Annotated in this window: 17 protein-coding genes and 1 tRNA gene; 14 read left to right on the top strand and 4 right to left on the bottom strand. The window is 78.6% G+C overall.

Annotated features, from left to right (window positions below):
* Positions 1 to 11 precede the first annotated feature (11 nt).
* Positions 12 to 2,387 (top strand): bifunctional diguanylate cyclase/phosphodiesterase, encoded by a 2,376-nt coding sequence (locus Q0789_RS14095; RefSeq protein WP_298806303.1) that lies wholly within the window; start codon positions 12 to 14, stop codon positions 2,385 to 2,387.
* A 58-nt stretch (positions 2,388 to 2,445) separates the two neighbouring features.
* Here Q0789_RS14095 and gndA read toward each other — a convergent pair whose 3' ends face one another.
* Complete coding sequence (gene gndA / locus Q0789_RS14090; protein WP_298806301.1) at positions 2,446 to 3,975, bottom strand: NADP-dependent phosphogluconate dehydrogenase; 1,530 nt, start codon at positions 3,973 to 3,975, stop codon at positions 2,446 to 2,448.
* 262 nt (positions 3,976 to 4,237) lie between these two features.
* Between gndA and Q0789_RS14085 the strand changes: the two genes are divergently transcribed.
* On the top strand, positions 4,238 to 5,011 hold the full coding sequence (locus Q0789_RS14085) for a haloacid dehalogenase-like hydrolase (protein ID WP_298806298.1): 774 nt from the start codon (positions 4,238 to 4,240) through the stop codon (positions 5,009 to 5,011).
* A gap of 198 nt (positions 5,012 to 5,209) precedes the next feature.
* Positions 5,210 to 7,606, top strand: coding sequence for an HNH endonuclease signature motif containing protein (locus tag Q0789_RS14080; RefSeq protein WP_298806355.1), 2,397 nt, complete (start codon positions 5,210 to 5,212; stop codon positions 7,604 to 7,606).
* A 33-nt stretch (positions 7,607 to 7,639) separates the two neighbouring features.
* Here the strand turns inward: Q0789_RS14080 and Q0789_RS14075 are convergent, their stop codons facing one another.
* A complete protein-coding gene (locus tag Q0789_RS14075; protein WP_298806296.1) occupies positions 7,640 to 8,899 on the bottom strand; it encodes an isochorismate synthase MenF in 1,260 nt (419 codons plus the stop codon).
* Between the two features lie 249 nt (positions 8,900 to 9,148).
* Here Q0789_RS14075 and Q0789_RS14070 point away from each other — a divergent pair, with 249 nt between their 5' ends.
* Positions 9,149 to 10,957: a hypothetical protein gene (locus tag Q0789_RS14070; protein WP_298806293.1), complete on the top strand. Its 1,809-nt coding sequence runs from the start codon at positions 9,149 to 9,151 to the stop codon at positions 10,955 to 10,957.
* Positions 10,958 to 11,035: 78 nt separating this feature from the next.
* Here Q0789_RS14070 and Q0789_RS14065 read toward each other — a convergent pair whose 3' ends face one another.
* Complete coding sequence (locus Q0789_RS14065) at positions 11,036 to 11,662, bottom strand: DUF2231 domain-containing protein (protein WP_298806291.1); 627 nt, start codon at positions 11,660 to 11,662, stop codon at positions 11,036 to 11,038.
* A 294-nt stretch (positions 11,663 to 11,956) separates the two neighbouring features.
* On the opposite strand from Q0789_RS14065, the gene Q0789_RS14060 reads away from it, so the two are divergent.
* The 5 genes from Q0789_RS14060 (at position 11,957) to Q0789_RS14040 (ending at position 18,723) form a co-directional block, all read left to right on the top strand.
* Positions 11,957 to 12,688, top strand: coding sequence for a hypothetical protein (locus Q0789_RS14060; RefSeq protein ID WP_298806289.1), 732 nt, complete (start codon positions 11,957 to 11,959; stop codon positions 12,686 to 12,688).
* Positions 12,685 to 14,970, top strand: a complete 2,286-nt coding sequence (locus tag Q0789_RS14055) for a YhgE/Pip domain-containing protein (protein ID WP_298806287.1) — start codon at positions 12,685 to 12,687, stop codon at positions 14,968 to 14,970. Before Q0789_RS14060 ends, Q0789_RS14055 begins: the two co-directional genes overlap by 4 nt.
* A 72-nt stretch (positions 14,971 to 15,042) precedes the next feature.
* Positions 15,043 to 17,313 carry an acyl-CoA dehydrogenase gene (locus Q0789_RS14050; protein ID WP_298806285.1) on the top strand — a complete coding sequence of 757 codons (2,271 nt, stop codon included), beginning with the start codon at positions 15,043 to 15,045 and terminating at the stop codon, positions 17,311 to 17,313.
* A gap of 22 nt (positions 17,314 to 17,335) precedes the next feature.
* A complete protein-coding gene (locus Q0789_RS14045; RefSeq protein WP_298806354.1) occupies positions 17,336 to 17,890 on the top strand; it encodes a MarR family transcriptional regulator in 555 nt (184 codons plus the stop codon).
* A gap of 53 nt (positions 17,891 to 17,943) precedes the next feature.
* Entirely contained in the window at positions 17,944 to 18,723 is a 780-nt protein-coding gene (locus Q0789_RS14040; protein ID WP_298806283.1) for a 1-acyl-sn-glycerol-3-phosphate acyltransferase, read from the top strand.
* Positions 18,724 to 18,784: 61 nt separating this feature from the next.
* On the opposite strand, the gene upp is transcribed toward Q0789_RS14040, so the two are convergent.
* Positions 18,785 to 19,420, bottom strand: a complete 636-nt coding sequence (gene upp, locus Q0789_RS14035; protein WP_298806281.1) for a uracil phosphoribosyltransferase — start codon at positions 19,418 to 19,420, stop codon at positions 18,785 to 18,787.
* 36 nt (positions 19,421 to 19,456) lie between these two features.
* On the opposite strand from upp, the gene Q0789_RS14030 reads away from it, so the two are divergent.
* The 5 genes from Q0789_RS14030 (at position 19,457) to Q0789_RS14010 (ending at position 22,797) form a co-directional block, all read left to right on the top strand.
* Complete coding sequence (locus Q0789_RS14030; protein ID WP_298806279.1) at positions 19,457 to 20,080, top strand: hypothetical protein; 624 nt, start codon at positions 19,457 to 19,459, stop codon at positions 20,078 to 20,080.
* A 38-nt stretch (positions 20,081 to 20,118) separates the two neighbouring features.
* Positions 20,119 to 20,610, top strand: a complete 492-nt coding sequence (locus Q0789_RS14025) for a nucleoside deaminase (RefSeq protein ID WP_298806277.1) — start codon at positions 20,119 to 20,121, stop codon at positions 20,608 to 20,610.
* A gap of 10 nt (positions 20,611 to 20,620) precedes the next feature.
* The gene (locus Q0789_RS14020; RefSeq protein WP_298806275.1) at positions 20,621 to 21,913 is read left to right on the top strand and encodes a winged helix DNA-binding domain-containing protein; all 1,293 of its coding nucleotides are present in this window, start codon (positions 20,621 to 20,623) and stop codon (positions 21,911 to 21,913) included.
* A gap of 191 nt (positions 21,914 to 22,104) precedes the next feature.
* Positions 22,105 to 22,194 (top strand) — tRNA-Ser (locus Q0789_RS14015).
* A gap of 63 nt (positions 22,195 to 22,257) precedes the next feature.
* Positions 22,258 to 22,797: a hypothetical protein gene (locus Q0789_RS14010; RefSeq protein ID WP_298806273.1), complete on the top strand. Its 540-nt coding sequence runs from the start codon at positions 22,258 to 22,260 to the stop codon at positions 22,795 to 22,797.
* Positions 22,798 to 22,820: the final 23 nt, after the last annotated feature.

Raw genomic sequence — 22,820 nt, 5'->3', positions numbered from 1 at the left:
GGAGGTGGCCGGTGCCCGCACCGTCGTCGACGCGCGCGGAGCGCGCGGCCCTCGCGGCCGTCCTCGTCGTGGCGGCCGGTGCCGCGGTCGCCGGCGTCGCGGCGCCCGGCCTGCGCCCCGCGCTCCTCGCCGCCGCGGCCTGGGCCGCGGTGGCCGCCGTGCTCGTCGGGACGGCTGTCCACCGGCCGCCGCACCGCCGGGCGTGGGCCGCCACCGGCCTCATGCTCACGTGCTGGGCCGTCGGCCACACGGCCGCGCTGGTCGCGCCCGGCGGGGACCTCCCGCAGGACGCCGTGGCGGTGGGCCAGGTGGTCGGTGCGGGCGTCGTCGTCCGCCTCGTCGCCGGGGGCCTCCCGCGACGGCGACGGCGACGGCGCGAGGGCGACCCGGGCGTCCTCCTCGAGAACCTGCTGCTGGCCGCGGTGGTGGCGCTCGCGGTGGCCGACCTCGTCGCGCGCCTCCTGCGGGGCGGGACCGACGGCCCGGGGGCCACCGGTGCGGCCCTCGACGTCGTCCTGCTCGCCCTCGTCCTGCGCTTCGCCCTCTCGCGCTCCGAGCTCGGCGCCTCGGCCCGTCTCCTCGTCGTCGGGGCCCTGGCGGGCGTCGGCTACCACCTCGGCGCGGCTGTGCACCCCGCCGCCGCCGCACCGGGCGGCCTGCTGCAGGTGCTCGGCGCCGTCTGCCTCGTCGTGCTCGGCGGCGCCGCCCTCCTGCCCTCCATGGACGGGGCGCTCGAGCCGGGGGGGCGCGCGTGCCGACCGGCCTCCGGACGCCTCCTCGGCCTCGTGCCCCTCGTCGTCGTCGCCCCGGCGCTGTGGGCGCTCGACCGCACCTCCGGCAGCGCCGCTCTCCCGGCCGGCGCGGTGGTCGGGGGCGGGGCCCTGCTGGCCGCGCTCGGCATGCTGCGCGGCGTCGTGGCCCTGCGGGCCAGCGAGCGCGCCGCCGACCACGACGCCCTCACGGGGCTGCGCAACCGCCGGGGCCTCGACGCCGCCTTCCGCCGCATGGTCCGCGGGCCCGACGGGCTCCTGCTGTGCCTCGTGGACCTCGACGACTTCAAGGCCGTCAACGACACCCACGGCCACGAGGTGGGGGACGAGCTCCTGCGCGACGTCGCCGCGGCGCTCGTGCGCGCGGCCGGCCCGGACGCCGTCGTCGCGCGTCAGGGCGGCGACGAGTTCGTCGTCCTGCTGCCGGCCACCCCGGAGCCGCTGGACCCGGGCGGGCCCGCATCGGGGGCCGTCGACGCCGAGCGACGCCGGCTCCACGACGGGACCCCCGGGCGCCTCGTCGAGGCCCTGCAGCGCCCGCGCACCGTCTCCGGCCACGACCTGCGGGGCAGCGGGAGCGTCGGCGTCGTCCACGTGCGCGCCCCGTCCTCGCTGCCGCAGGCGCTGACCCGCGCCGACATCGCCCTCTACGAGACGAAGGCGGCGGGCAAGGCCGGGGTGACGACGTACCGGCCGCGCATGCGCACGCAGGTGCAGCGCCGCCAGCGCCTCGCCGAGGACCTGCGGCTCGTCCTCGAGGGCGCGCCGGCCGCCCGGGTGGGCTCGCTCGTCGTCCACCACCAGCCGCTGGTGCTCCTGGAGACCGGGGAGGTCGTCGGCTCGGAGGCGCTCCTGCGCTGGCACCACCCGCTGCTGGGCCTGCTGCCGCCCGCCGACTTCCTGCCCGTCGCCCACGAGGGGGGCCGCGACGTCGACGTCGACGCCCACGTCCTCGACGTCGCCCTGGGCCAGCTCGCCGACTGGCGCGGCCGAGGGCTCGACGCCGTCCCGGTCAGCGTCAACGTCACCCCCGCGAGCCTCGTCGAGGGGCGCCTGGCCTCACGGGTCGAGCGGCAGCTGCGGCGGCACGGGGTTCCGGCGTCCCTGCTGCGGCTGGAGATCACCGAGCACGAGCAGGTGCCCGCGTCCGCGGCCGTGGTGCGCGAGCTGCGGGCGCTGCAGGACGCGGGCGTGCGGATCAGCCTCGACGACTTCGGGGCCGGCTACACCTCGCTCGGCTACCTGCAGCGCTTCCCCGTCTCCCTGCTCAAGCTCGACCGCTCGCTCGTGACGTCGCTCGAGGAGGACCTCGACCTCCTCGCCGGCATCGCGGCGATGGCGCGGGCGCTGCGCCTCGACGTCCTGGCCGAGGGCGTCGAGACGACCGAGCAGCGCAGCGCGCTCGTGGACCTGGGCATCCGTTACGGCCAGGGGCACCTGTTCTCCCCGGCCCTGGCGGCCGAGCACATGGCGGGGCTCCTGCCCGTGGTGCCTCCGGTGCCTCCGGTGCCGGGGGCGCGGCCGACCCGGTCGACGGGCGGGCGCGCCCCCGTGCCGGCCCCCGCCGTCCCTCTCCAGGCGCTGCCGTCCGCACCGCTCCCGGACGCCGTCCCCTGATGACGCGGGCCCGGCACCCCAGGGGTGCCGGGCCCGCGCCGCCGAGCGGGTACGGCGCTCAGTGGGGGCTGTGGGAGCCCTGGTCCTGGGTGTCCTGACGCTCCTCGGAGCCGTCCTCCGACCACAGCACGTGGTAGGTGCCCTCGGCGTCGACGCGCCGGTAGGTGTGGGCGCCGAAGAGGTCGCGCAGCCCCTGGACGAGGGCGGCCGGCAGGCGGTCGCGGCGCAGGCCGTCGTAGTACGCCAGCGCGCTCGAGAAGCCGGGGGCGGGGACGCCGAGCCGGACGGCCGTCGCGACCACGCGCCGCCAGGCGTCCTGCGCGTCGGCGACGGCCTCGGCGAAGTAGTCGTCGAGCAGCAGCGAGGCCAGGTGCTGGTCCTTGTCGTAGGCCTGCTTGATGCGGTCGAGGAAGCGGGCGCGGATGATGCAGCCGCCGCGCCAGATCGTCGCCATCATCCCGCGGTCGATCTCCCAGCCGTACTCCTGGCTGGCCGCGGTGATCTGGTCGAAGCCCTGCGCGTACGCCACGACCTTGGAGGCGTAGAGCGCCTGGCGGACGGCGTCGACGAAGCCCTCGGCGTCGGCGCCCTCGAGGCGGCCGCCGCTCGGGCCGGCGAGCCCCTTGTCCAGCACCGCCTTCCGCTGGCCCGCGGCACCGGAGAGGGCGCGCGCGAAGACGGCCTCGGCGATGCCCGTCACGGGCACGCCGAGGTCGAGCGCGGACTGCACCGTCCAGCGGCCGGTGCCCTTCTGCTCGGCCTGGTCGACGACGACGTCGACGAACGGCTTGCCCGTGCTCGCGTCCTCGTGGCGCAGCACCCGGGCGGTGATCTCCACGAGGAAGGACTCGAGGTCGCCCTCGTTCCACTCGTCGAAGACGTCGGCGAGCTGGGCGGGGGAGAGGCCGAGCCCCTGGCGCAGGAGGTCGTACGCCTCCGCGATGAGCTGCATGTCGGCGTACTCGATGCCGTTGTGGACCATCTTGACGAAGTGGCCCGCGCCGTCGGGGCCGACGTAGGTGCAGCACGGGGTGCCGTCGACGTCGACCGCGATGTCCTCGAGGATCGGCCCGAGGGCCTCGTAGGACTCGCGCGAGCCGCCGGGCATGATGCTCGGCCCCTCGAGGGCGCCCTCCTCGCCGCCGGAGACGCCGGTGCCGACGAAATGCAGGCCGCGCTCGCGCAGGTCGTGCTCGCGGCGGCGGGTGTCCTCGTAGTGCGCGTTGCCGGCGTCGACGACGATGTCGCCCTCCTCGAGGAGGGGCACCAGCTCGTCGATGACGGCGTCCGTCGCCTTCCCGGCCTTGACCATGATGATCACGCGGCGCGGCTTGGCGAGGGACGCGACGAAGTCCTCGAGCGAGTGCGAGGGGCGGAAGTCGCCCTCGTCGCCGTGCTCGGCGACCAGCTCGTCGACGCGGGACGCCGTCCGGTTGTGCACCGCCACCGCGTGGCCGTGCCGGGCGATGTTGCGGGCCAGGTTGCGGCCCATCACCGCGAGGCCGGTGACGCCGACGTCGGCGAGGCCGCCCGGGTCCGGCTTCGCGGGGGTGCCCGTGCTCGAGGTCGTGTCGGTCGTGCCGGCCATGCGGTCTCCCGGAGGGGTCGGGGCCGCCGCAGCGGCCCGGGGCGGGGTCAGGGCGCTCGGGGGGAGCGTCGCGCCCGCCGGCGCGGGGCGCCGGGGGCCGCTGCTGATCGTGCCCGACACCGGCGCGCCCGGCAGGACGGTCCGTCCGCCGGACCCGTGGCGGGTCCGCCGACGTCGCGGAGGGCGGGCGGGCGGGCGTCGTCGCCGAGGGCGCGGCGTCGCGCGGCGAGCACGGGCCGCCAGCGCCTGCCACGGTGGCCGTATGGGTCCCACCGCACCGACGTCGCCCGGGCGCGGGAGCGGTGGTGGCGAGCGCGCGACGGTCGTCGTCGACCTCGACGGCACGCTCGTCGCGGGTGACGCCTCCGGCGCCCTCCTGCGCCACCTGCTGTCCCGCCACCGGCTGCGCCTGCTGGTGGCCGTCGTCGCCGCGCCGCTGTGGGGGCCCGGGCTGGTGCTGGCGCCGACGCGCTCGGCGGCCGAGCGCGGGCTCGTGTGGCTCGCCGGGCTGGGCCTCGACGACGACGCCTTCGCCGCCGAGGTCCGGCGCGTCGCCGCCGTCCACGCGGGTGGGGGTCGGGTCGCGGGCGCCGGGGTGGCGCGCGTGCGCGAGCACCTGCGCCGCGGGGACCGGGTCGTCCTCGCGACCGGCTGCGCGGAGCCGCTGGCGCTGGCCGTGCGCGACGCCCTGGGCCTGCGCGAGGTGGAGGTGGTCGGGACCCGGCTGGTCCGCCACCGCTGGCGACCGCCGCCGCCCGTCGTGCACGCCCGAGGGCCGGGCAAGGTGACCGCTCTGCGGGCGGCGGGCGTCGAGCTGCCCGTCGACCACGCGTACTCCGACAGCGCCCGCGACCTGCCCCTGCTGCGCGGGGCGCGGGTGCCCCACGTCGTCGACCCGACGCGCCGAGACCTGCGCCGACTGCGCAGGGGACTGGGCCGGGACGTCGAGGTGCTGCGCTGGGCGGGGACGGCGTCCGTCGACGCCGCCGACGCCGGGGGCGGGGAGAGCGGCGAGGACGGCGCGCGACGCGCGTGAGAGGGACGCCGGTCCGCGGTCGGCGAGACGTCCGGCGGGGACGCCGGTCGACCCCTGCCGGGGCCGGTGGCGCGAGCCGGTCCGTCGAGCGGTGTCCGGTGGCTGCGCACAGGACGGTGGAGCGAGGTCTCGTCCACAGACCACGGGACCGGCGCGGCGCTGTCAGACCCCACCCCTAGTCTCGTACACGTGTTCGAGATGGGCGTGGGTGGGGCTGAGGGGGACGACAACGTCCTGCCGTCCGCCTCGCCTCGCGCCGGTCGTGGCGCCGGCCTCCCTGACGTGGCGGGTGCTGCCGGGGACCAGGACGGCGGCGCCTCCGAGCTCGTGGGCGAGGTCGGGCGGGTGCGGTCGGCGGTGCGGGCGGGCGCGCTGGGCCGGGTGCAGGCGGTGGTCGCGCTGGAGGCGGCGCGGTCGGTGGCGTGGGCGGGGCTGCTGCGGCAGGTCGCGGCCCTGGTGGACGAGATGGGTGCGTCGGGTGGGCCGGCGGCACCGATGGCCGACGACGACGGCCACAGCACGGGCGGGCGCGCGAGGGGCACGGTCGGGGTCGCGGAGCGGAGCGCGGGTGCAGACCCGGCGTCGATGCCGGCGTCGATGCCGGGGTCGGGGCGGGATGCGGGTCTGGCGTTCGAGGCCGCCGCGGCTGAGCTGGCGGTCGCGCTGGTCGTGCCCTTGCGCCGGGCGCAGGACCTGGTCGCCGAGGCCCTCGCGGTCACGACCCGGCTGCCGGTCACGTTGGCCGCGTTGGAGGCCGGGCGGATCGACCCCCAGCGCTCCCGCCTGGTCGCCGAGGAGACCATCGCCCTGTCCCCGGCGCACGCCGCGACGGTCGACGCGGCCCTGGCCGGCGACCTCGGCCCCCTCACCGTCCCCGCGCTGCGGGCGCGGGTGCGTCACCTCGTCGCGACGACCGACCCCGAAGCGGTACGCCGCCGGGTGCGGCGGGCGACCTGCGCCCGCGGCATCCGCCTGTTCCCCGTCGAGGACGGGATGGCTCAGCTGGTCGCGACGGGCCCGGTGCTGGACCTGGCGTGCGTGTTCGAGCGCCTGACCACCACCGCCCGGGCCCGCGCCGGGGAGCACGGGCGAGTCGACCCCCACGCCGCGACCACCGCGGGCCTGGACCCCCTCGCCCTGAGCGACGGTGGCGCGGGGCTGCCCGACCGGCGCGGTATCGACGCGCGCCGCTTCGACGCCCTCGTCGACCTCGCCACCACCACCGACCTACCCGCCGGCGCCGGCGCCGGCGCGGACCCGGCTGCGGCAGCGACCACGAGCACGCCCCGGGCGCGCAGCCCCCACGGCCCGCAGGTCACCGTGGCCCTGACCAGCCTGCTGGGCCGGGACGACGACCCCGCCCAGCACCCCACCCTCGGACCCGTCCCGGCCGTGGCCGTCGCCGAGCTCCTCGCCGCCGGGCACCGCTTCCGCCGCGCCCTGACCGCACCGCTCACCGGCCACCTCGTCGGCCTCGACGGCCACCTGCTCACCCTCGACCCCACCACGGCGACGCCGCTACCCGGTCCGCCGGGGAAGGGCCCAGGGACCACACCGGCCCGCCGAAGCCGCAGGGAAGCCATCACCGTGCGCGTCGAGACGCCCGACGACCCCACGTCGCTGCCGACGTCGTCGCCGTCACCCACCGACCCCGCCGCAGCCGCAGCGGCGCCCGCAGCGGCGGCCGGGACGACAGCTGCGCCCGCAGCCGCGGCGGGCAGGACAGCCGCGACCGCAGCCGCACCGGCGGCCGGGAGGGCAGCTGCGCCCGCAGCCGCGGCGGGCACGACAGCCGCGACCGCAGCCGCACCGGCGGCCGGGAGGGCAGCTGTGCGCGCAGCCGCGACCGCAGCCGAGCTGGCGTCGTCGCCGTCCTCGCCTTCCCCGCCCCGGCCGCAGACGAGTCCCTCGTCGACCTCGCGGCACACCTCGCTGCGCCACGCGGCCCGACGGTCCGCCTGCTCCTACGCCGCCGCGACCGGCGGGCCCGGCCCCTACACGCCGACCGACGCCTGCGCCCGCTGGGTGCGCACCCGCTCACCGCGCTGCCAGGCCCCCGGCTGCCGGATGCCCGCGACCCGCTGCGACCTCGACCACCGCACCTCCCACGCCACCGGCGGACCGACGTGCCCGTGCAACCTCGACGTCCTCTGCCGGCGCCACCACCTCGCCAAGCACCACTTCGGATGGGTGGCGGCCCTGACCTCCGACGACCCCATAGACCCGGGGCTCACCTGGACCACCCCGCTCGGGCAGACCGTCGAGGTCCCCGCCCAACCCCTCCTGCCGCGACCCGCACCCCGCGCCACCGACGACGACACCTGGGGGCAGATGCTGGCCGACGACGCGGCCGCCGCCGCCCTCGAGGACCACCTCCTCGGCGGACCCCACTACCCCCACCACGACAGCGCCGCCCACGACCTCGACCGGGTGCACGCCGAACTCGCCCGCCAGCACGCCGAAGCTCGGACCCAGCGTGACGACACCGAACCAGAGGCTGGCGGAGGCGCGGGTGGTGACCGCTCCGGCGACGACGCGACCGGCGCCACGGGCGGAGCAGGCGGGTGGGACGAGGGGAGTCTCCCGCCGTACTGACGACCCGCCCGGTCCGTGAGCCGGCTGCGAGGGTCAGGCCCCGAGCGCGGAGCGGAGGAGGGCGAGCTTGGCCGTCGTCTCCGCCAGCTCGGCGTCGGGGTCGGAGCCGCGGACGATCCCTGCGCCCGCGTGCAGCCGAACCGAGCGCCCCTGGACGACGCCGCAGCGGATGGTGACGGCCCACTCGCCGTCGCCCGAGGCGTCGGTCCAGCCCACGGCGCCCGCGTAGAAGCCGCGGTCGACAGGCTCCAGCCGGTCGATCGCCGCCCGGGCCGGGCCCGACGGCGTCCCGCCGACGGCCGGCGTGGGGTGCAGGGCGCGCGCGAGGTGCAGCGAGGTCGTGGACGGGTCGGCCGTGCGCCCCTCGAGCCGGGTCGCCAGGTGCCAGACCGTCGGCGTGGCCACCAGCTCGGGCGCCTCCGGGACGACGAGGTCGGCGCACCACGGCCGCAGCGCCCGCACCATGGCCTCGACGACGAGCGCGTGCTCGCGGCGGTCCTTGTCCGAGGCCAGCAGGGCCCGGGCGCGCGCCGCGTCCTCCTCGAGGTCGGCCGCGCGGGTCGTCGAGCCGGCGAGCGGGGTCGCGAGGACGCGCCCGGCGGTCAGCGACACGAGCAGCTCCGGGCTCGCGCCCACGAGCACCGGCGGACGACCGACCACGCCCGGGGCCGTGGACGTCGCCCCGCCGGCGTCCGTCGCCAGGGGCACGGAGAACACGCGGGCGTCGTCGTCGGGGCGGGCCAGCGCGGCGACGAGCGCCCGGACGTCGACGTCCTCGCGCGCCGTCACGTCGAGCGCCCGCGCCAGCACGACCTTCTCGAGGTCCCCCGCTCCGAGCAGGTCGAGGGCGGTGCGGACGGAGTCGCGGTACACGTCCTCCGCCGGGGACGGCTCCTCGGCGACGACCACCGGCGCGGCGCCGCGCGCGGCCGCCGGGCCGAGCCGCCCGGGGGCCCGCAGCAGCCGCTCGGGCCTCACCAGCGCCGCCGGCTCCCCCGTGCGGAAGGGGAGCGCCCCGACGACGACCGCCTCTCCCGCGCGCGAGGCCGCGACGGCGCGGAGCCGGTCGGCGACGGCGCCCGGCAGGTCGACCGTCCACGGCAGGTCGAGCCGCTCGGCCGTCCCGCGCGCGAGCGCGGTGCCGCGGGCGGACGACCACAGCACGTCCTCGTGCGGTCGCAGGGCCGCGAGCAGGTCCGCCGGAGCGGGCGTGCGCTCCCCGCCCTCGCGGGGCGGGGCCACGGGGGGCGCCCCGCGCCGCGCCCGCGTCGTCCCGCTGCCCGCTGCTGCCACGCCTCCATCATCCCCCCGCCCGACGCGCCGGGCGACGCCGCCCCGGCGGCGGTCCCACGCCGGACCGACGCCGGACCGACGCCGGGCCGACGCCGGACCGACCCGCGGCCGGGCGCTCGCGCCGCCGGCGCGGCCACCGTCGGCCGGGCCCTCGCGGGGGGACGGCGCCTGCACGGGCGCTCGGGCGTGACGTGGTCGACGGCGCGCGTGACCCGGTCGAGCAGCGTGCGGCGGCTACCGTCGGCGGTGATGACGACGACGACGCCCGCCCAGAACCCGTCGAGCGGCGCCCGCGGCCGCCGCTCCGCCCGCGCCGCGGCGGCGGGGGTCGTCGGCCTCCTGCTGCTCACGGGCTGCACCGGTGGCGACGACGGCGGAGGTGGCGGCGGCGTGGGCGGCTTCCTGGGCGGCGGTGACGAGCCGACCGTCGAGCTCGCCGCCCTCCCGGCCGTCTCCGTGCTGCCGGCCGAGGGCGACCGGTCCGTGCCCGCCAGCGAGGCGCTCTTCGAGGCCTCGCCCCTCGTCGTCCTCGTCGCCGCGGACGGGGACGTCGCCGCGGCGGGCTCCCGCGCCGAGGAGCTGGGCGTGCCGCTGCTCGTCGTCGCCGTCCCCGCGCCCGCGCCGTCGGCCTCGCCCTCGGGCAGCGGGACCTCCTCGACCGCCGCCCCGACGGACGGCGCCGCCCCGACGGGGACCACCACCACGAGCGCCGCCCCCACGGACGGCGCGACCACGACCGCCGACGGGGGAGGGGCCGTCGAGGGCGCGCCCCCGGCCGCCGAGCCGCCGGCCCCGGCGGTGCCGGGCGCCGACCCGGCCGCCGTCGTCGCGGAGGTCGAGCGCCTCGGCGCGGAGCAGGTGCTGGCCGCCGACGAGGAGTCCCGCGCCTGGGCCGAGGGCGCCCTCGACGCCGAGGTCCTCGACGCGGCGAGCGACGACGTCGAGGCCCCGGAGCGGGCGGAGCCCGCCGCCGACGGCGCGGCGACGGCCACCCCCACGGCGGGTGCCACCGCCGACGGGGCGACGGCGGCCGGCGACGGCGTCCTCGTCCTGTCCACGGGCGAGGCCGCCGACCTCGCGCCGGCCGCGACGGCGCGCGCCGCGGGAGCGAGCGTCGAGGAGGTCCCGGGCGGGGACCCGCGCGCGGACGGCGCCCTCGTCGAGACCGCCTCGGCGGCGCCCCCCGCGTCGGTCCTCGCGCTGTCGCCGGACTTCGGCGACACCGACCGCCTCGACCAGCGCATGGACGTCGTCGAGACCGGCTACCAGCTGCCGGGCGGCGGGCAGGTGCCCTTCCCGGGCCGCCACATGATCGCCCTCTACGGCTCCCCGGGGACCCCCTCGCTCGGCGTCATGGGCGAGCAGGACGTCGACGCCGCCGTCGAGCGGGCGAAGGAGGTCGCCGCCGAGTACGACGACCTCGTCGAGGACCCCGTCGTCCCCACGTTCGAAATCATCACCACGGTCGCCTCCGCCTCGGCAGGACAGGACGGCGACTACTCCCAGGAGCTCGACCCCGAGGTCATCCGGCCGTGGATCGAGGCGGCGGCGGACGCGGGCGTGTACGTCGTCCTCGACCTGCAGCCGGGGCGCACGGACTTCCTCACCCAGGCGCAGCGCTACGAGGACCTGCTCACCCACCCGGGCGTCGGCCTTGCGCTCGACCCGGAGTGGCGGCTGGAGCCCGACCAGCGGCACCTGCGGCAGGTGGGCCAGGTCGGCGTCGACGAGGTCAACGCCGTGGGTGACTGGCTGGCGGAGCTGGTGCGGGAGGACGACCTGCCGCCCAAGGTCTTCCTGCTCCACCAGTTCCAGACCCGGATGATCGTCGACCGCCAGCGCCTGGACATGTCGCACGACGAGCTCGTCCCGCTCGTCCACGCCGACGGGCACGGGACGCCCGGTCAGAAGCTCGACACGTACCGCGCGCTGCAGACGGACGCGCCCGAGGGCATGCGCTGGGGCTGGAAGAACTTCTACGACGAGGACACCCCGACGATGACGCCGGCGGAGACGATGGCCGTCGAGCCGATGCCCGACTTCGTCTCCTACCAGTAGGCGCGTCACCGAGCGACGAGCAGGCGGGTCGCCGGGCGACGGCCCGCCCGGGCCCGACGGGGTGCGTCGCAGCGGTCGTCAGACCCGGTGCGGGCTGACGGGCTCGCGGGAGGTCGGGTCGCCCGCGTAGGCGGGGTCGCGGCTGCCGATGTCGCGGGCGACCGACAGGTGCCCGCCGAGGTAGCCCCCGACGGCGGCGACCGCCCCGGCGCCGAGCGCCAGGGCCACCCCGAGGCCGTGCCGGCGCTCGTGCCGGCGCACCCACCACGACGCCGCGTACATCGCGAAGGACGTGCCGTTGGCGGCCGCGTGCACGTAGCCGACGCGCTTGTCGCCCCCGCGCAGGCCGACCCACTCCGCGCTGCCGGTCGCGAAGGTCGGCAGCGCCGCCACGCAGCCGAGGCCGACGAGCAGCCGCGCGGCGGGCCGGCCGGAGCGCCCGCCCACGAGGTCCAGGGCGGACGCCGAGAGCCACGCGCCGATCGGCACGTCGGTCATGGGCGGGTGCACGGCGTGCCCGACGCCCCTGCCCCGCAGGAGCCCGAGCAGCCCCGGCGTCGCCGTGAGCGCCCTCTCCACGAGCCTCTGCTCGACGTCGGCGGTCGTGTCGAGCCACGTCGCGCCCTCGACGGCCTCCATCGCCCGGACGGACAGGGGGCGGGCGTCGCCCGCGCTGGTCGTGCCGGTCGTCGACGTGTCGGTCACGGTGGTGCCTCCGGTGGCGTCGTCGTCGGGCCTCCCCGGTGCGGGCGACCCTCCTCGCCCCACTGTGGGCGCTCCCCGCCCCCCGCGCGCGGCGGGTGCCCGCGTCCCCGCGCCGGTCCGGCGCTCCCGTCCCGGCCCTCCCGTCCGGGGCTGGGCGCACTCCCGGGCGCCGGTGCCGGTCGGGGCGCCCGCCGCCGGTGCGTACCGTCGTCGGTGACGCGCCCGCCCCCACCGGCGGGCGCCCGTGCGCCGGGAGCGGTCCGGCGCCCGCGAGCGGCAGCCGGGGAGCGCAGCATGGAGATCGAGGCCCAGGACGTGTCCGTCCGGGTCGGGGGCGCCGACGTTCTGCCGCCCACGGGCGTGCTCGTCGCCGCGGGCCGGCGGACCCTCGTCGCCCTCGACGCGGGCGCGGACGGGCAGGCACCCGTGGCCCTCGCCCTGGCCCTGACGGGTCGCCTCGTGCCGACGGGCGGGCGGGTCCTCGTCTCCGGGCACGACGTCGGCCTCTGGGGGCGCGGCGAGCTGCGCTCCCGCACCGCCGTCGTCGACGTCCCGGGCGTCAGCGACCCCGACCCCGTCCTGCCCCTGCGGGCCGCGGTCACCGAGGAGCTGCGCGCGGCGGGCCGGCCGGCGGGGCGGGCCGACGCCCGCGCCTGGCTCGCGGACGAGGGCCTCGAGGACCTCGCCGACGTCCCCGCCCGGGACCTGCCGCCCTCGGCGCGCACCCGGGCGCTCGCGGCCCTGGCGGCGGGGCGCCCCGGCGTCGAGGCGCTCGTCCTCGCCCGCCCCGACCGCGGCGGCGGTGACGCCCGGGCGAGCGGCGGCTGGTGGGACGTCGCCGCCGAGGTGGCGGCCCGCGGCCTCGGCGTCGCCGTCCTCGTGCCCCGCGCCGAGGCGGCGCTGCTCGAGGGCGCCGGGCTCCTGCGTCCCGCCGACCTCCGGGCCGCCGCCGGCGTCGCGCGCGCCGCGCGCCCGGGCGACCTGCCCCCGCGACCGACCGAGATCGCCGTGGAGGCGACCCTGTGAGCTCACGCCCCGATCCCACCGGCGGCCCCCGCCCCTCCGACGAGGGCGACCGCCTCGAGCTCCCCGACGCCGGGGAGCGGCCCCGCGCCCGCCGGTCCTCCCCGCTGGCCGGGGTCGGCGCCGCGGCCCGGGCCTCGTCGGGGGCGGAGCTGCGCCGCCTGCTCGCCTCGCCGATGGCGCGCCTGGCCGTGCTGGCTCTCGCGCTCGTCCCCGTGCTCTACGCGGGGCTGTACCTGTGGGCCAACCACGACCCCTACCAGCGCCTGGACCAGGTGCCCGCCGCGCTGGTCGTCGAGGACGAGGGCGCCAGCACGGGCGGGGTGCTCCTGTCCGTGGGCTCGCAGGTCGCGCGCGACCTCGAGACGGACGGCGAGCTGGACTGGCAGCGGACCGACGCGGCGGACGCGGCCGAGGGCGTGCGGGACGGGCGCTACGAGGCCTCGCTCCTCGTGCCCGCCACCTTCTCCTCCGACCTCGCGTCGGTCCAGCAGGCCGTCTCGGCGGGCGAGCCCGCCCCGCCCCGCCAGGCCCAGCTCGAGCTGACGACGAACGACGCCACCAGCTACCTCGGCCGCACCATCGCCGAGCGCGTGGTCGCGGCCACGCAGCAGGCCGTGGCCGACCAGGTGGGGGAGCAGGCGGCGAGCTCCTTCCTCGTCGGCTTCTCCACCGTGAGCCAGCAGCTGCAGCAGGCCGCCGACGGCGCGGGCGCCCTCGCGGACGGGTTGGGACAGGCGTCCGAGGGCGCCGACGGCCTCGTCCAGGGGGCCGACGCCCTGCTCACCGGCCAGCGCGCCCTGGCCGAGGGCGCCGACGGCCTGGCCACCGGCGCCGGGCAGCTGGCCGACGGCACCGGCGCGGCCGTGGCGGGCGTCGACCAGCTGGTCACCGGGGTCGAGCAGCTCGACGACGGCGCCACCGCCCTCGCCGGCGGCCTCGGGCAGCTGCGCGACGGCACGGCCGCGCTCCCCGAGCAGGCCCGGGCGCTCGCCGACGGTGCCGCCGCCGTCGCCGAGGGCAACGCGCAGGTGGCGCAGACGGCGGACGCCGTCGCCACCGCCTCCGCGGAGGCCGTGGCCGGTCTCACGGCCGCCCGCGGCGACCTCGAGGCGCAGCTGCGCGACCTCGGCCTCGACGACGCGCAGGTCGCCGCCGTGCTCGCGCGCACCGACGAGCTCGTCGCGCCCGTGCAGGACGCCCAGGCGCAGGTCCAGGAGGCCGACGCCTCCCTCCAGGCGCTGGCGACCGGCTCGGCCCAGGTCGCGCAGGGCGCCGGCGCCCTCGCGGACGCCGCCCCCGCGCTCGCGCAGGGCGTGGCCGCCTCGGCCGACGGCGCGGACGCGCTCGCCACCGGCACCGGGCAGCTCCTCGAGGGCGTCCGGCCGCTGGCCGCCAGCGCCCGGGCGCTGGACGAGGGCGCCTCCGCGCTCGCGGACGGCGCCGGCCAGCTCGCGGCGGGCGAGGACCAGGCCGTCACCGGCACCGAGCAGCTGGCCGAGGGTGCCCGCGCCCTCGCGACGGGCGTCGGCCAGGCCCGCGACGGGGCGGCGTCCCTGCGCGACGGGCTCGTCCAGGGCGCCTCCGGCGTGCCGGACCTGTCGGCGGACCAGCGGGAGCGGGCGGTCGGCGCCATCAACGACCCGGTCGTCACCGCCAGCGCCAGCACCGCGCAGGTGAGCACCTACGGCGCGGGCCTCGCGCCGTACCTGCTGGCGCTGTCCCTGTGGATCGGCGGCTACGTGCTCTTCCTCGTCGTCCGCCCCCTCTCGCGGCGCGCGGCGGCCGCGGGCCGGTCGGCGCTCGGGACGGCGCTCGGGGGGTACGGGCCGGCGGCCGCCGTCGGCGTCGTGCAGTCCGTGCTGCTGTGGACGGTCGTCGTCGCCGTCCTGCGACTGGAGCCCGCCGCGCCGCTCGGCCTGCTGGCCCTCCTGCTGCTGACCTCGGCGACGTTCGTCGCCGTCGTGCACGCCCTCGTCGCCTGGTTCGGCCTCACCGGCCAGTTCGCGGGGCTCGTCCTGCTCGTCCTCCAGCTGGTCAGCTCCGGCGGCACCTTCCCGTGGCAGACGCTGCCCGCGCCTCTCGCGGCGGTGCACCAGGTGCTGCCCATGAGCTACGCCGTCGAGGCCTTCCGGTCGCTGACGGCGGGGGGCTCGGCGCGCCCGGTGCTCGTCGCCGTGGCGGTCCTCGGCGGCTACCTCGTCCTCGCCCTGGCCGCGTCGGCGCTCGCCGCGCGGCGCGGACGGGTGCTCTCGCCGGCCGACCTGCGGCCCGCCCTGGGCTGAGCGGCGTCCTCGGCGTACAGTGGTTACTCGCCGGTAACTTACCGGCGCCCCGGTGCCGCGAGGAGGCTCGCCATGACGCAGACGACGGAGACCCCGACGCCCGCGACCACCCCGACCGCCGCCCCCACGACGGCCGGTCCCGCGAGCGACGGGACGGCGCCCGCCGCGCGTCGCCCCGACCAGCGCGAGGGCCGCCCGGGTCGCCGTCGCGCCGCGGGCCGGGGCGGGGAGCGCGGTGACGCCCGGACCGGCGAGCAGTCGGGCGCCCAGTCCGGAGCCCAGTCCGGCGACCGCGCCGTCGTCACCCCCGCCGACCTCACCGCGCTGCTCGCGGGCCGCTGGGGCTGGGTGCGCGAGGAGGCCCGGGCGACGCTGCCGGCCGGGATCTTCACCACCGACCCCTCGGCGCCGCTGGACGTCTACCGCGACGAGGTCATGGGGCTCGTGCGCGAGCTGGCCGCCACCGGCTCGCCCGCGCACGGCTTCCCCCGCGAGGTCGGGGGCGGCGGCGACGTCGGCGCGAGCGTCGTCCAGTTCGAGATGCTCGGCTACGGCGACCTGTCCGTGATGATCAAGTCGGGCGTCCACTTCGGCCTCTTCGGCGGCGCCGTTCAGAGCCTCGGCTCCGCCGAGCACCACCGCCGGTGGCTGCCCGCGACCATCGCCCTCGAGACCGTCGGGTGCTTCGCCATGACGGAGACCGGGCACGGGTCCGACGTCGCCAACCTCGAGACGACGGCCGTCTACGACGCCGCGACGCAGGAGTTCGTGCTCACGACTCCGCACGACGGCGCCCGCAAGGACTACATCGGCGGGGCCGCGCGGCACGCGCGCGTCGCCTCGGTCTTCGCCCAGCTCGTCACCGGCGGCCCGGGCGAGGAGCCCCGCGGGCGCGGCGTCCACTGCGTCGTCGTGCCGCTGCGCGACGCCGACGGCGCGCTGCTGCCGGGCGTCGAGGTCGAGGACGACGGCGTCAAGGCCGGCCTCAACGGCGTCGACAACGGGCGGATCCGCTTCACGGGCGTCCGCGTGCCGCGCGAGGACCTCCTCGACCGCTTCGCCCAGGTGGCGCCCGACGGCTCCTACGCCAGCAGCATCGAGAGCCCCGGTCGGCGCTTCTTCACCACGCTGGGCGCCCTCGTCCGCGGGCGCGTGTGCATCGCCGCGGGCGCCGGGGCGGCGACCCAGCAGGCGCTCGCGGTCGCCGTCCGCTACGGCCTCACCCGGCGGCAGTTCACCCGGCCGGGGGCCGACGGGGCGCAGGAGGAGGTCGTCCTCCTCGACTACCGCGCCCACCAGCGCCGCCTCATGCCGGCGCTCGCGACGAGCTACGTCCTCCAGCTCGCGCAGAACGAGCTGACGGCGCGCCTGCACGACCTGCAGTCCGCGCCCGAGGGCTCGGTCACCGACGACGACCAGCGCGAGCTGGAGAACCGCGCGGCCGGGCTCAAGGCCGTGGCCACCTGGCACGCGACGTCGACCATCCAGACGTGCCGCGAGGCCTGCGGCGGCGCGGGGTACCTCGCCGCCAACCGGCTGCCCCAGCTCAAGGCGGACACGGACGTCTTCACGACCTTCGAGGGCGACAACACCGTCCTGCTCCAGCTCGTCGGCAAGGGCCTGCTCACCGGCTACGCCGAGGACTTCGGCGAGCTGGGCACGTGGGGGACGGTGCGCGCCGTCGCCGACCAGGTCCGCAGCCGCGTCATGGAGCGCACGACGGCGCGCGTCACGGTTCAGCGCCTCCTCGAGGCCGCCCCGGGGCGCGACGAGGACGCCGACCTGCGCGACCGCGGCTGGCAGATGCGCCTCCTCGTCGAGCGCGAGGCCCACCTGCTCGTCGGGGTGGCCCGCCGGCTGCGCCGCGCCAAGGCGCCCGGGGCCGACGCCGCCGCCGTCTTCGACGACGCCCAGGACCACCTGCTCGCCGCGGCCCGCGCCCACGTCGACCGCGTCGTCGTCGAGGCGCTGGTGGCCGCCGAGGAGGAGTGCGAGGACGACGCGACGGCCGAGCTCCTGGCCCGCGTCGGCGACCTCCACGTGCTGTCCCTCGTCGAGCGCGACCGGGCCTGGTACCTCGAGCACGGCTGGCTGACGCCGGGCCGCAGCAAGGCCGTCCTCGCGGCCGTCAACGAGCTCTGCCGCGAGGTGCGCGCCGACGCGCGCCTCCTCGTCGACGGCTTCGGCATCCCCGAGGCGTGGATCACCGCGCCCATCGCCCACGGGGCGGTGCCGCAGCCGACGCCGGTCCCGGGGACGGGGCGCACGACGACCTCGACGGCCGGCGCGGCCCCGGTCGAGGACGCCGCGGCCGTCGCCGCCGTCCCGGTCCAGGCGGGGTGAGCGGCGTCGGCGGCAGGCCATGATGGGGCCCGTGGTGGACGAGGCGGTCGCGGGGCGCGAGCAGCAGCAGGGCCCGGCGGCGCCCGGGCCGCGGTGGCTGGACGACGACGAGCAGCGCACGTGGCGCGACCTGCTCGCCATGACCCAGCTCCTGCAGGTGAGCCTGGACCGGCAGATGCGCGCCGAGGCGGGCATGCCGCAGGCCTACTACACGGTCCTCGCCATGCTGTCCGAGGCGCCGTCCCGGCGGCTGCGGATGAGCGAGCTGGCGGCCATCACGACGTCCTCGCCCAGCCGCATCTCCCACGCCGTCACGCGGCTCGAGGAGAAGGGCTGGGTGGCGCGCTCGCGCGCCGCCGACGACGGCCGCGGCGCCGTCGCCGCGCTCACCGACGAGGGGTGGGACGTCCTGCACCGCACGGCCCCCGGCCACGTCGAGCACGTGCGGCGGGCGCTCTTCGACCCCCTCTCGACCGAGCAGCGGGACCAGCTGGGCGAGATCTGCCGGGCGGTCCTCGGCGCCCTCGCGGAGGCCCCGCACGGCGCGCGGCGCGACGAGGCCGACCCCGCGGCCTAGGGGCCGCGAGGCTCCGGTGGGGGCGGCCCGCCGCGGCGGCTAGTGTCCTGCGGATGAGCAGCCGCGGCGGCGACGCGCACGACCGCCCGACGCGGGCGCGCCCCGAGCGCGTCTACCCCCCGGTCATCGGCCTGGCGAAGACGGCGTTCCGGGTGCTCGGCGTCCGGACGCGGCTCGAGGGGCTCGAGCACGTCCCCGCCACGGGCGGCGTCGTCCTCGCGATCAACCACGTGGGGTACGCGGACTTCATCTTCGCGGGGCTGGCGCCGTGGGAGGCCCACCGGCGCCTCACGCGCTTCATGGCGAAGGAGAGCATCTTCCGCCACCCCGTCGCGGGGCCCCTCATGCGCGGCATGCACCACATCCCCGTCGACCGCTCGGCGGGCTCGGCGTCCCTGCGGGCCGCGCTGCGGTCCCTGCACGCCGGGGAGGTGGTCGGCCTCTTCCCCGAGGCGACGATCTCGCGGTCCTTCACCGTCAAGCCCATCAAGTCCGGCGCTCTGCGGATGGCGGCGTCGGCACGCGTGCCGGTGCTGCCGACGGCGGTCTGGGGCACGCAGCGGCTCCTCGGCAAGGGCAACCCGCGCGACCTCACCCGCGGCCAGACCGTCCAGGTGAGCGTCGGCGAGCCGCTCGAGGTGACCCCGCGGACCGTGGAGGAGTGCGCGGTCGAGCTGCGGCGGCGCCTGCAGGCCCAGCTCGACGCGCTGCAGGCGACCCACCCGGACACGGCGCACCCCGGGCCGCACGCGTGGTGGCTGCCGGCGCACCTCGGCGGCACCGCGCCGACGCCCGAGGAGGCCGCCGAGGTCGAGCGCGAGCGGGGCCTCTAGCCCCTCCGCCGCCCGCGGTCCGGGGTGGCCCGCCGTCCGGGGCCGGGAGCGGGCAGGGGCCTCAGACGACGCCGTAGAGGCGGTCCCCGGCGTCGCCGAGGCCCGGGACGATGTAGCCGTTCTCGTCCAGGCGATCGTCGACGGCGGCCGTGACGACCTGGACGCGGGCGTCCTCGCCGACCGCGACGCGCAGGGCCTCGACCCCCTCGGGGGCGGCGAGCAGGCACAGGGCCGTGACGTCGTCGGCGCCGCGCGCGAAGAGGTACTCCACCGCGGCGGCCAGGGTGCCGCCCGTCGCGAGCATCGGGTCGAGCAGGTAGCACTGGCGGCCCGAGAGGTCGTCCGGCAGGCGTGTGGCGTACGTCGTCGCCTGGAGGGTCTCCTCGTCGCGGATCATGCCGAGGAAGCCGACCTCCGCCGTCGGCAGGAGGCGCGTCATGCCGTCGAGCATCCCGAGCCCCGCGCGCAGGATCGGCACGACGAGCGGCTTGGGCGAGCTGAGCCGCGTGCCCGTCGTCGGGCCGACCGGCGTGGTGATGGCGACGTCCGTCGTCCGCACGTCCCGCGTGGCCTCGTAGGCCAGCAGCGTGACGAGCTCGTCCGCCAGGCGCCGGAAGGTGGGCGAGTCGGTCTCGCGGTCGCGCAGCACCGTCAGCTTGTGGGCGACGAGCGGGTGGTCCGCGATGTGCAGGCGCATGGCGTCGACCCTAGCCGTGCGCCACCATCTGTCCCCATGTCCTACTTCACCGCCGTCATCACCTGCGAGGAGGGGGCCTGGCGCTCCCACGACGTCTCCATCGAGGAGATCACCGACCTCGAGGACCTCGCCGAGGTCCTGCGGGGCGTCGCGCCCGACGGCGGGACGGCCCTGGCGGTGCTCGAGCACGAGGACGAGTGGTTCGCCGTCGTGCGCGTCGACGGCGACGCCATGGCCGCCACCGAGGACGTCGACGAGGACGTGCGGCTCTTCGTCTCCGACCTCGCGGCCTCCCAGCGCAGCCACTACGGCGACCTCGTGGCCCCGGCGGCCGACATGGAGGCCGAGCTGGGCGACGAGCCCGAGGAGGCGCCCGAGGAGGTCACCGAGCCCGCGGCCCGCACGGCCGGCAGCCCCGAGGCCGAGGCGGCGGCCGCGGCGCCCGTCGTCGCCGACGCCGAGGAGGAGGAGGACCAGCCCGACGAGCAGACGCCGGGCCTCGCGCTGTGGGCGGGCGACCCCGACGTCCTCTCCGACCTGGGCGTCGACCGCGCCCGGCTGCTCGAGGTCACCGAGGCCGCGCCGGAGGACCCGGACAGCGCCCTCGCGCAGATCGGCGCGGACTGCGGCTTCGACGAGCTGCTCGAGGCGCTGCGCTGACGGCGCCGCCGGGCTCGCCCGGCCACCTGGCGGCCCTCGTGGGCCTCGCGCTGGAGGCGGCACGGGCGACCCCCGACGGCGACGTCCCGGTGGGCGCCGTCGTGCTCGGCCCCGACGGCGCGGTGCTCGGCGAGGGCGTCAACCGCCGTGAGGCCGACGGCGACCCGACGGCGCACGCCGAGGTCCTCGCGCTGCGCGCCGCGGCCCGCCGCGCCGGCACGTGGCACCTCGCGGGGAGCACGCTCGTCGTCACCCTCGAGCCGTGCGCCATGTGCGCGGGGGCCCTGCTGCTGGCCCGCGTCGAGCGGCTCGTCCTCGGGGCGTGGGACCCGAAGGCGGGCGCCACGGGCTCGGTGCTCGACGTCGTGCGCGACCGCCGGCTGCCCCACCGGGTCGAGGTCGTCGGCGGCGTGCGCGAGGAGGAGTGCGGCGACCTGCTGCGCGCCTTCTTCGCCGCGCGCCGAGGGCGCCCGGAGGAAGAGCCCGCCGTCGACGCCGACCCCTGGACGCCCGGCGCCCGGCGGGGGTAGGACACCGGCCGTGGCCGAGGTCGACCCCTCCGAGGTGGCGCTGCTGCGCCTGGTGGCCCAGCGGCTGGCCGGGCCGGGCGAGCCGGACGCGGCCGCCGCGGTGCGGTGGCTCCTGGCCGCGCAGGCGCAGGACCTGCGCGGCGCCCTGCTGTCGACGGCGCTGCGGTCGCCCGCGGACGGGGCCTCGAGCGAGGCCCCGGACGACCCGGCGGCCGCGCGCCCCGCGTCCGGGCCGGCCGGGGCACGGCTGGACGGGGCGCGGCTGGACGGGGCGCGGCTGGACGGGGCGCGGTCCGCACCGGACCTCGGGGGAGTGCGCGCGGCGCTGGCGAGCGGCGCGCTCGTCCGCTCGTGGCCGCTGCGCAGCACGCTCCACCTCGTCGCGGCGGAGGACCTGGGCTGGCTGCTCGCGATCTCCACGGAGCGGCAGCTGCGAGGAGCTGCGAGCCGGCGGGCCGGGCTGGGGATCGACGAGGCGCTCGTCGAGCGGGCACGGGGCGTCGTCGTCGACGCGCTCGCGGGCGGCAGGCGGCTCGCGCGCGAGGAGGTCCTCGCGCTGTGGGAGGAGGCCGGCGTCCTCGGGGACGGTCCGGACGGGGGCGACGGCGGGGGCGACGGCGGGGGCACCAGCAGCGGGACCGGCAGGGTGCCCCAGCGCGGCTACCACCTCCTGTGGACGCTGTCGCAGACGGGCATCACCTGCTGGGGGCCCCTGCTGCCCGACCGCGCCGGCGCCGGGACGTCCGACGAGCAGGCGCTCGTCCTCCTCGACGAGTGGGTGCCCGCGCCCCGGCGGCTCGAGCGCGAGGAGGCGCTCGGCGAGCTGGCGCGCCGGTACCTCGCCTCCCACGGCCCCGCGAGCCTCGCCGACCTCGTGCGCTGGTCGGGCCTCACCGTGCGCGAGGCGCGCGCCGGGCTCGCGCTCGCCCGCCCGCACCTGGAGGCGCTCGTCTGCGACGGCACGGAGATGCTGCTCGACCCCGCGACGCCCGAGCGCCTGGCCCGGTGCCGGGACGACGCCCGGCGCACCCTGCTGCTGCCCGGCTTCGACGAGATGGTCCTCGGGTACGCCGACCGGTCCGCGACCGTGCCCGCCGAGCACGCCGCGGCGGTGGTGCCCGGCGGCAACGGCGTCTTCCTCGGCACGGTGGTCACCGGCGGGCGCGCCGTGGCCACGTGGCGCCGGACGGGGCGCCGGACGGGGCCGCCCGTCGTGGCGACGCCCTTCGACGGCGGGGACGACGGCCTCGCCCCCGCCGTCGCGGCCGAGGTGGCCCGGCTGGGTGCGGCGCTGCCCGCCTGACGACGCGGCCGGGCGCCGCCGGGCCGGGGCTGGGTCTGGCCGTGGGAGGAGGCCCGCCGCGAGAGGGGGCCCGCCTCGGACGAGGCTCGCTCGAGGAGGGGGCCGCCGGGGACGAGGCTCGCTCGAGGAGGGAGCCGCCGGGGACGGGGCCGGTTTGGGACGGGCGGAGGGCCGCCGCTACTGTTCGTCGCGGTGGCGTGTCCGAGCGGCCGAAGGAGCGCGCCTCGAAAGCGCGTGAGGGGGCAACTCCTCCGTGGGTTCAAATCCCACCGCCACCGCCAGCACGAGCAGGACCCCCGCCGGCACCGCCGACGGGGGTCCTGCCGCACCCGGAGGGACCGCCCGTGCTCCTGGACGTCGTCCTGCTCCTCGTCGGCTTCGCCGTGCTCGTCGGCGGCGGCGAGCTGCTCGTGCGCGGGGGCGGCGCCCTGGCGCGCGCCCTCGGCATGTCCCCGCTCGTCGTCGGGCTGACGGTCGTCGCGGCCGCCACCAGCGCCCCCGAGCTCGCCGTGACGCTGCTCGCCACCCTCGAGGGTTCTCCCGGCCTGGCGGTGGGCAACGTCGTCGGCAGCAACCTGGCCAACGTCCTGCTCGTCGTGGGCGTCGCCGCGCTGCTCCTCCCGCTCGCCGTGGGCCGCCAGACCCTGCGGGTCGACCTGCCGGTGGTGATCGCCGTCAGCGCCCTCGCCCTGCTGCTCGTCCAGGACGGCGCGGTCGGGCGCCTCGACGGCGCCCTGCTGCTCGCGGTGGTGGCCGCCCACATGACGTGGACGGTGCGCGCCGGCCGCTGCGCCGAGCGCGAGCGGGCGCGGCGCGAGGTCGTCGGCGCCGGGGGGTGTCCCTATGAGGTTGGTCAAGCCGCGCGGGCGGGGCGGGGCTCGTAGAGGGTGGCGTTGCGGAGCATGGC

The organism is uncultured Pseudokineococcus sp., assembly GCF_947499845.1.
In the GTDB taxonomy this organism is placed as follows: Bacteria; Actinomycetota; Actinomycetes; order Actinomycetales; family Quadrisphaeraceae; genus Pseudokineococcus.
Note: the sequence above shows the minus strand (reverse complement) of the source record. Positions and strands in the feature narration are given on the sequence as shown.